An 8,661-nucleotide genomic window follows, 5' to 3' on the forward strand; every position below is an offset into this window, starting at 1 on the left:
CGGCCCGGGGCCGGCCCGCCTGCGTACCCCGGGACGCCGCCGCCGCCCCCCCGGGGCGGCCAACCACATCACCCGCGCCAACACCCACGGGGGGGCGCGGGGGGGCGCGCCCCAGCGCGATAGCACCTGTTCCCGTCCCGAGATCGAGAATGCTGCAGGGAGCTGTTGGTAAACGCGCCAGCGCCTGCTCCACCAGACATTCAGTGTCCGGACGCGGGATCAGCGTTGCCGCCGAGACGTACAGCGGTAGCGACCAGAACTCGCGCTCACCGACCAGGTGCGCCACCGGCTCGCCCGTTTTACGGCGGGCAAGCAGCGCGGCGAGCCGTACTTCCTGCTCAGCGGTCAGCAGCGTCTCACCGAATGCCAGCAGGTACGTGCGGGCTTTACCCGTCACATGCTCAAGCAAAATTTCGGCATCACGCTTCGGGCTTTCGCTTTCTGAAAGCTCACCGGCCGCCTCGCGTAACCAGCGCTGAAAATCCATTATTCCTGCTCGGACAGCGCCGCCAGCTGGTCGGCCTGGTATTCCTGCACGATAGGCTCAATCAGCATATCCAGCTTCCCTTCCATCACCTCGTCCAGACGGTACAGGGTCAGGTTGATGCGGTGGTCGGTCACGCGGCCCTGCGGGAAGTTGTAGGTGCGGTTACGGTCGCTGCGATCGCCGCTGCCCAGCAGGTTACGACGCGTAGAGGCTTCCGCCTGCTGACGCTTCGCCATTTCAGCCGCGTGGATGCGCGCACCCAGCACGGACAACGCTTTGGCTTTGTTTTTGTGCTGTGAACGTTCGTCCTGGCACTCCACCACGATGCCGGTCGGCAGGTGGGTAATACGGATGGCGGAATCGGTGGTGTTAACGTGTTGTCCACCCGCGCCGGAGGAACGGAAGGTGTCGATGCGCAGATCCGCCGGGTTGATGTCCGGCAGTTCCGCTTCCGGCAGCTCCGGCATCACCGCCACCGTACAGGCGGAGGTGTGAATGCGGCCCTGAGATTCCGTGGCCGGCACGCGCTGCACGCGGTGACCGCCGGATTCAAACTTCAGACGGCCGTACACGCCGTCGCCGCTGATCTTGGCGATAACCTCTTTGTAGCCACCGTGTTCGCCTTCGTTGGCGCTCATGATCTCGACGCGCCAGCGGCGCGATTCGGCGTAGCGGCTGTACATGCGGAACAGATCCCCGGCAAACAGCGCCGCTTCGTCACCGCCGGTACCGGCGCGCACTTCCACAAACGCGTTACGCTCGTCGTCCGGATCTTTCGGCAGCAGCAGCACCTGAAGCTGCTGCTCCATCTCTTCAGAACGCGCTTTTGCATCCTGCAGCTCTTCCTGCGCCATCTCGCGCATCTCAGGATCGTCGAGCATCATCTGCGCGGTTTCAATATCTTCCTGAACCTGTCGCCAGTCGGTAAAGCATTTAGACACATCACTCAACTGCGCATATTCACGCGAAAGCGCGCGAAAACGTTCCTGGTCCGCGATGGTCCCGGCATCGCCGAGCAGCGCCTGTACTTCTTCATGGCGCTCGTGCAGAGCTTCCAGTTTAGCGACGATAGAAGGCTTCATAGGCGTAAGTGCACCTTGTCTTAGAAAATGGGTATAGGGCGCTATTCCAGCCCGAGGCTGTTGCGCAGAATAGTCAGGCGTTCATCATCCCCGTCACGGGCAGCCTGTTGAAGAGATTTGGTTGGGGCATGGATCAGGCGGTTGGTCAGCTTCCACGCCAGATCCTGCATAATTGCCTGCGCGTCGCCGCCCTGTTCCAGGGCCGCTAACGCTTTGGCAGTCAGGTCATCACGCACCTGCTCCGCCTGCCCGCGGTACTCGCGGATGGTCTCGCTGACGCTTTGCGCGCGCAGCCAGGCCATAAACTCGCTGGTTTCCTGCTCAACGATAGTTTCCGCCTGCACCGCCGCCGCTTTACGCTGGGCGAGGTTGTGCGAAATGATGCTTTGCAGGTCATCCACGCTGTAGAGGTAGGCGTTCGCCAGCTTGCCGACTTCTGGCTCAACATCGCGCGGAACGGCGATATCCACCAGCAGCATAGGCTGATTACGACGCGACTTCAGCGCGCGCTCCACCATCCCTTTACCGATGATTGGCAGCGGGCTGGCGGTAGAGCTGATAATAATGTCCGCCTCCTTCAGGCGTTCATCGATGTCGCTCAGCGCAACCACCTCTGCACCCACTTCATCCGCCAGCACCTGCGCACGTTCGCGGGTTCGGTTCGCGATAATCATCTTTTTCACCTTATGCTCGCGCAGATGGCGCGCCACAAGCTCGATGGTTTCGCCCGCGCCTACCAGCATCACGGTGACGGTGGAAAGGGATTCGAAGATTTGGCGTGCAAGGGTACAGGCCGCGAAAGCAACAGAAACCGCACTGGCACCAATGTCGGTTTCGGTTCGCACACGCTTCGCCACGGAGAAGGACTTCTGGAACATGCGCTCCAGCTCGCTGGCCTTCAGATGCCCTTTTTGCGAATCCGCAAACGCTTTTTTCACCTGCCCCAGAATCTGCGGCTCTCCGAGCACCAGCGAATCCAGCCCGCTGGCGACGCGCATCAGATGGCTGACCGCATCATTATCCTGATGCCAGTACAGGCTGTTACGCAGTTCGTCTTCGTTAAGATTGTGGTAGTCGCATAGCCAGCGGATCAGCGCGTCGTGCAGGTTATCCTGCTCTTCCACGCTTAAATACAGCTCGGTACGGTTGCACGTCGAGAGCACCACGCCACCCTGCACCATCGGCTGTGCAAGCAGGCTGTCCAGCGCCAGGTCAAGCGTATCCGGCGAAAACGTAACGCGTTCTCGCAGCGAAACCGGGGCCGTTTTGTGGTTGATGCCGAGTGCTAATAGGGTCATGTTGAGCGGGAGTAGTACCAGCGTTAATAAGGTTAGCAGGACGCATCATACAGGATGCGCGAGATCAATAAAAGAGACCGCCTCCTTTCGGAGTAATAGGTTACTCAACGCTTTGAGATAATTTGAACGTAGACGGTAGCACTGCGGGGCGCTAGCATTAACAGTTATAACTGCAACGTATCTCAAGGATTTGTCCTCATTATGACCCGACTGATTCGCCTGCTGCCGCTGGCGGCACTGGTTCTGACCGCCTGTACTGTCACCCAACCAAAAGGCCCGGGCAAAAGCCCTGATTCACCGCAGTGGCGTCAGCACCAGCAGGACGTCCTTAATTTGAAGCAGTACCAGACGCGGGGCGCCTTCGCTTATCTCTCTGACGAACAAAAGGTTTATGCCCGCTTCTTCTGGCAGCAAACGGGGCAGGACAACTATCGCCTGCTGCTGCTGAACCCACTGGGCAGCACCGAGCTGGAGCTTATCGCCAAACCGGGCGAAGCGCAGATCACCGATAACAAAGGCCAGCACTATACCGCGACCGATGCCGAAGAGATGATTGGCAAGCTGACCGGGATGCCAATTCCGCTGAACAGCCTGCGCCAGTGGATCCTCGGCCTGCCGGGAGAAGCAACCGACTATACGCTGGACGACCAGTACCGTCTGAGCCAGGTCAACTACACCCAGAACGGCAAAACCTGGAAAGTGGTGTACAGCGCCTATGACAGCAAGAGTAAACCGTCGCTGCCATCGAACATGGAGCTGACCCAGGGTAGCCAGCGCATCAAGCTGAAAATGGACAACTGGATCGTTAAATGATGACCCACTGGCCTTCTCCGGCGAAGCTGAACCTGTTTTTATACATCACCGGCCAGCGTGCTGACGGGTATCACACCCTGCAGACGCTGTTTCAGTTTATTGACTATGGCGACACGATCTCCATTGAACTGCGCCAGGACGGGCAGATTTGCCTGCTGACACCGGTCGACGGCGTGGCGCATGAAGAAAACCTGATCGTGCGCGCCGCGCGTCTGCTGATGAACGCCGCCGCGGAATCAGGGCGTCTGCCGGCGGGAAGCGGTGCGGATATCCGTATCGATAAGCGTCTGCCGATGGGTGGCGGTCTCGGCGGGGGCTCATCCAACGCCGCCACCGTGCTGGTTGCGCTGAACCACCTCTGGGGCTGCGGGCTGTCGACGGATGAACTGGCTGCTTTGGGCTTAACGCTGGGCGCAGATGTCCCGGTGTTTGTTCGCGGTCACGCGGCCTTTGCCGAGGGCGTGGGCGAGATCCTCTCCCCGGTCAACCCGCCGGAAAAATGGTATCTCGTTGCCCACCCCGGCGTGAGCATTCCGACCCCGGTCATCTTTAAAGATCCTGACCTGAAAAGAAATACCCCGGTACGGTCAATAGAAACGTTATTAAATTGTGAATTCAGCAACGATTGCGAGGATATCGCAAGAAAACGTTTTCGCGAGGTTGATGCGGTGCTTTCCTGGCTGTTAGAATACGCGCCGTCGCGCCTGACTGGTACAGGGGCCTGTGTCTTTGCTGAATTTGACACCGAATCCGCCGCTCGTCAGGTGCTTGAGCAAGCGCCGGATTGGCTGCATGGTTTCGTAGCGCGCGGGATGAACACTTCCCCGCTACAGCAGGCAATTCTGGCGCAGACTGAGTTTCGGTGACAACGTCACCCTGTTCCAGACGTTGCATCGCGCTCTTTAATACACCGCCTGGATAGCCTTTGCCTGGCCCGCACAGTTTACGGCGAACGCTATCCACCACTGGACGCATGCCTGAGGTTCTTCTCGTGCCTGATATGAAGCTTTTTGCTGGTAACGCCACCCCGGAACTAGCACAACGTATTGCCAACCGCCTGTACACTTCCCTCGGCGACGCCGCTGTAGGTCGCTTTAGCGACGGCGAAGTCAGCGTACAAATTAACGAAAATGTACGCGGTGGTGATATTTTCATCATCCAGTCCACCTGTGCTCCAACGAACGACAACCTGATGGAACTGGTTGTTATGGTCGACGCCCTGCGTCGCGCTTCCGCAGGCCGTATCACTGCTGTAATCCCTTACTTCGGCTATGCTCGTCAGGACCGTCGCGTCCGTTCCGCGCGTGTGCCAATTACCGCTAAAGTTGTCGCTGACTTCCTGTCCAGCGTCGGCGTTGACCGCGTACTGACCGTTGACCTGCACGCAGAGCAGATCCAGGGCTTCTTCGACGTCCCGGTTGATAACGTATTCGGCAGCCCAATCCTGCTGGAAGACATGCTGCAGCTGAACCTGGACAACCCAATCGTGGTTTCTCCGGACATCGGCGGCGTGGTACGTGCCCGTGCTATCGCTAAGCTGCTGAACGATACCGATATGGCGATCATCGACAAACGCCGTCCGCGCGCTAACGTTTCTCAGGTGATGCACATCATCGGTGACGTTGCTGGCCGCGACTGCGTGCTGGTTGACGACATGATCGATACCGGCGGCACGCTCTGTAAAGCCGCCGAAGCGCTGAAAGAGCGTGGTGCCAAGCGCGTATTTGCTTACGCGACTCACCCGATCTTCTCCGGTAACGCGGTGAACAACCTGCGCAACTCCGTCATTGACGAAGTTGTGGTATGCGATACCATCCCACTGAGCGACGAGATCAAGGCACTGCCAAACGTGCGTACCCTGACCCTGTCCGGGATGCTGGCCGAAGCGATTCGTCGTATCAGCAACGAAGAATCCATCTCTGCAATGTTCGAACATTAATCGAACACGGCCAAAAAACCCGCTGCGGCGGGTTTTTTTGTCTCTGGGTTTTATTTGTATGATTAATGCCTCCTTCACCTGCCATTCATATGACAGATGATGCGCATACGGATGATAGATAATTGTGAAAAACGTAGCCTCCTCACATGTTCTGCCCTTTCGCGCCCTCATCGACGCCTGCTGGAAAGAAAAGTACACCTCGTCACGTTTTGTCCGTGACCTGATTGCCGGGATCACCGTCGGCATTATTGCCATCCCGCTGGCGATGGCGCTGGCGATTGGCAGCGGCGTTGCGCCGCAGTATGGTCTGTACACCTCGGCCGTTGCCGGTATTGTTATTGCTCTGACGGGCGGCTCGCGCTTCAGCGTTTCCGGCCCGACCGCCGCCTTCGTGGTGATCCTCTACCCGGTTTCGCAACAGTTTGGTCTGGCGGGCCTGCTGGTTGCCACCCTGATGTCCGGCCTTTTTTTAATTCTGTTTGGCCTGGCCCGCTTTGGTCGGTTGATTGAGTACATCCCCCTTTCCGTCACGCTCGGGTTCACCTCGGGGATTGGGATCACCATCGGAACCATGCAGATCAAGGATTTCCTCGGCCTGCAGATGCCCCACGTACCGGAGCACTACCTGCAAAAAGTGGGGGCGCTGTTTATGGCGCTGCCGACCGCCAACCTGGGCGACGCCGCCATCGGGATTGTGACGCTCGGGACGCTGATCGTCTGGCCTCGCCTCGGTATTCGCCTGCCGGGCCATCTGCCCGCGCTGCTGCTGGGCTGCGCGGTGATGGCCATCGTCAATATGTTCGGTGGTCATGTCGCGACTATCGGCTCGCAGTTTCACTATGTCCTGGCGGACGGCTCGCAGGGTAGCGGCATTCCGCAACTGTTACCTCAGTTGGTGTTGCCGTGGGACATGCCGGGCTCCACTTTCACACTGAGCTGGGATTCTCTGCGCGCATTGCTGCCCGCCGCGTTCTCGATGGCGATGCTGGGGGCGATTGAATCTCTGCTCTGCGCCGTCGTCCTCGACGGTATGACCGGTACCAAACACAAAGCCAACAGCGAACTGGTCGGTCAGGGGTTAGGCAACCTCATCGCACCGTTCTTTGGCGGTATTACCGCAACGGCAGCCATCGCCCGTTCTGCGGCAAACGTGCGCGCGGGGGCGACCTCCCCCGTTTCGGCGGTTATCCACTCCGTGCTGGTGATCCTCGCCCTGCTGATCCTCGCCCCGCAGCTCTCCTGGCTGCCGCTTTCCGCCATGGCCGCCCTGCTGCTGATGGTGGCCTGGAATATGAGTGAGGCGCATAAGGTGGTTAACCTGCTGCGTCGCGCGCCGAAAGACGACATCATCGTGATGCTGATCTGCATGTCGCTGACCGTGCTGTTTGATATGGTTATCGCCATCAGCGTCGGGATCGTACTCGCTTCCCTGCTGTTTATGCGCCGCATCGCGCAGATGACGCGCCTTTCCCCGGTTAACGTAGAGGTGCCTGACGATGTGCTGGTGCTGCGCGTGATTGGCCCGCTGTTCTTCGCCGCGGCGGAAGGTCTGTTCAGCGATCTGGAGTCCCGCATCATGGGCAAACGGGTTGTGGTGCTGAAATGGGATGCCGTACCGGTGCTGGATGCCGGCGGCCTGGATGCCTTCCAGCGCTTTGTGAAACGTCTGCCGGAAGGCTGCGAGCTGCGGGTGAGTAACCTCGAATTCCAGCCCCTGCGCACCATGGCGCGCGCGGGCGTGCAGCCAATCCCTGGCCGCTTATCCTTCTACCCTAACCGGGAAGCCGCCTTAGCGGATCTGTGAGTTACCCGATGCAGAGAAACGTCTCTGCATCATCACCCCGATCGCCTGCTGGAGCCATGCAAGCACGGCAGGCGTCATCCACGTCCCTTTCATCAGATGCGGTTCCTGCTGCATGGCAACGCGAAACTTTTGCTGGGTCTCCGGGTTCGTCCCTGCGTACGACTGGAATAACATCAGCCAGTTTTCCGCCAGCTTTTGCGCCTCCTCCGCAGCAGGATCGAGATTTTCCCGCTGTGCCTGATGCAGCTTCGCCACCAGCGGTGGCCACTCCATCATGCGGTCAAAGTAGTGCGCCCGGGTAAAGGCCATCTCTTCGGCAGTGAGGTATTTCTCCCATATGCTGAGCTTAGATTCCGCAAACGCGCGCGTGATGTAATCGGTCATCTCCGGCGTGATGCCGGTCTGCTCGCGCATTTGAGGCTCCACGCTGTGCATCTCGTTCAGGCGGGTGAGAAACTCCGGCCTGCCCGCCGTGTCCTGCTCCAGGCGTTCCATCCAGCGCGTCGCCAGATCCATCGCCCGCGTGTCAGCAACGGGTATATCCTGTTCCAGCAACGCGTTGGCCTCTGCCACCAGCCCTGACCAGATAGCCGACAGCGCGTCCTTCTGCACCGCAAACGGCAGCTGCTGTAACTCTTCTTTGCTAAACCAGCGATCGTACATATTCATCAACTCCAGAGTCTGTAGCCAGGATTCCAGATCCGGCGTCGCATCATCGGTAAGCCCGGTACGCAGCTCCACCAGCCGGTCGCGCAGCGTGTGTATGCTGCGCAGCTGTTCATCCAGCAGCGTAATTTGCGCATCGAGTAGCTCGGTTAACGACAGCGACTCCTTTTCCAGAAAGTCCCTGATTTCAGCAAGTTCCAGCCCCGCTTTTGCCAGCGCCTGGATCATGTGCAGTCGCTGCACATCCGCCAGGTTGTAAAGCCGGTAACCTGCCGCGCTTCTGGCAGAAGGCAGCAGCAGCCCTGTTTGCTCGTAGTGATGCAATGTCCGCACGGTGATACCGGCTCGTTTCGCAAGTTCGCCCACCTGAATCAACATAACTGCTCCTTTTTTCTTTGCCAGTGCCGCCACTCTGGAGCCTTACGTTACGTGAGGGTCAATATGCTATGCAAAAAAAACGACTCCAGATGGAGTAATGCCAGTCAGTTAAGCAACTGACTGGCTTTTTTTCGGGGCTGGGGGGTATCTACCGGGCCGTTGCGTTTCCACCCTCCGGAAGGCCCTGTGACATT

The 8,661-nt window shown here is 59.0% G+C and carries 8 protein-coding genes; 4 read left to right on the top strand and 4 right to left on the bottom strand.

The genetic code is table 11. From position 1 onward, the window contains the following. The 3 genes from URZ40_RS22760 to hemA all read right to left on the bottom strand — a co-directional run. Positions 1–487, bottom strand: a 487-nt coding sequence (locus tag URZ40_RS22760) for a HemK/PrmC family methyltransferase (RefSeq protein WP_320721225.1), incomplete at its 3' end; no start/stop codon positions are given. Beyond that, positions 487–1,569, bottom strand: coding sequence for a peptide chain release factor 1 (prfA, locus tag URZ40_RS22765; protein WP_021240360.1), 1,083 nt, complete (start codon positions 1,567–1,569; stop codon positions 487–489). The genes prfA and URZ40_RS22760, both read right to left, overlap by 1 nt. A 41-nt stretch (positions 1,570–1,610) precedes the next feature. Continuing rightward, a complete protein-coding gene (gene hemA, locus URZ40_RS22770) occupies positions 1,611–2,867 on the bottom strand; it encodes a glutamyl-tRNA reductase (protein WP_021240361.1) in 1,257 nt (418 codons plus the stop codon). Between the two features lie 201 nt (positions 2,868–3,068). Between hemA and lolB the strand changes: the two genes are divergently transcribed. From lolB to dauA, 4 genes are all read left to right on the top strand, one after another. Next, a complete protein-coding gene (gene lolB / locus URZ40_RS22775) occupies positions 3,069–3,680 on the top strand; it encodes a lipoprotein insertase outer membrane protein LolB (RefSeq protein WP_028013462.1) in 612 nt (203 codons plus the stop codon). Beyond that, positions 3,677–4,546 (top strand): 4-(cytidine 5'-diphospho)-2-C-methyl-D-erythritol kinase, encoded by an 870-nt coding sequence (gene ispE, locus URZ40_RS22780; RefSeq protein ID WP_320721228.1) that lies wholly within the window; start codon positions 3,677–3,679, stop codon positions 4,544–4,546. Before lolB ends, ispE begins: the two co-directional genes overlap by 4 nt. A gap of 125 nt (positions 4,547–4,671) precedes the next feature. After that, positions 4,672–5,619 carry a ribose-phosphate diphosphokinase gene (prs, locus tag URZ40_RS22785; RefSeq protein ID WP_003856663.1) on the top strand — a complete coding sequence of 316 codons (948 nt, stop codon included), beginning with the start codon at positions 4,672–4,674 and terminating at the stop codon, positions 5,617–5,619. Positions 5,620–5,743: 124 nt separating this feature from the next. Then, the gene (gene dauA / locus URZ40_RS22790; protein ID WP_320721229.1) at positions 5,744–7,423 is read left to right on the top strand and encodes a C4-dicarboxylic acid transporter DauA; all 1,680 of its coding nucleotides are present in this window, start codon (positions 5,744–5,746) and stop codon (positions 7,421–7,423) included. Here dauA and URZ40_RS22795 read toward each other — a convergent pair. Continuing rightward, positions 7,409–8,467, bottom strand: a complete 1,059-nt coding sequence (locus URZ40_RS22795; RefSeq protein WP_320721230.1) for a MerR family transcriptional regulator — start codon at positions 8,465–8,467, stop codon at positions 7,409–7,411. The two genes, dauA and URZ40_RS22795, sit on opposite strands and share 15 nt — an antisense overlap. Positions 8,468–8,661: the final 194 nt, after the last annotated feature.

Origin of the sequence: Enterobacter sp. 296B2 (assembly GCF_034106185.1) — a bacterium.
GTDB classification, from domain to species: Bacteria; Pseudomonadota; Gammaproteobacteria; order Enterobacterales; family Enterobacteriaceae; genus Enterobacter; species Enterobacter cloacae_N.

Excerpts from the sequence above, each read along its gene's own strand:
- prfA (WP_021240360.1), bottom strand. The coding sequence starts at position 1,569 with ATGAAGCCTTCTATCGTCGCTAAACTGGAAGCTCTGCACGAGCGCCAT.
- hemA (WP_021240361.1), bottom strand. The coding sequence starts at position 2,867 with ATGACCCTATTAGCACTCGGCATCAACCACAAAACGGCCCCGGTTTCG.
- lolB (WP_028013462.1), top strand. The coding sequence starts at position 3,069 with ATGACCCGACTGATTCGCCTGCTGCCGCTGGCGGCACTGGTTCTGACC.
- ispE (WP_320721228.1), top strand. The coding sequence starts at position 3,677 with ATGATGACCCACTGGCCTTCTCCGGCGAAGCTGAACCTGTTTTTATAC.
- URZ40_RS22795 (WP_320721230.1), bottom strand. The coding sequence starts at position 8,467 with ATGTTGATTCAGGTGGGCGAACTTGCGAAACGAGCCGGTATCACCGTG.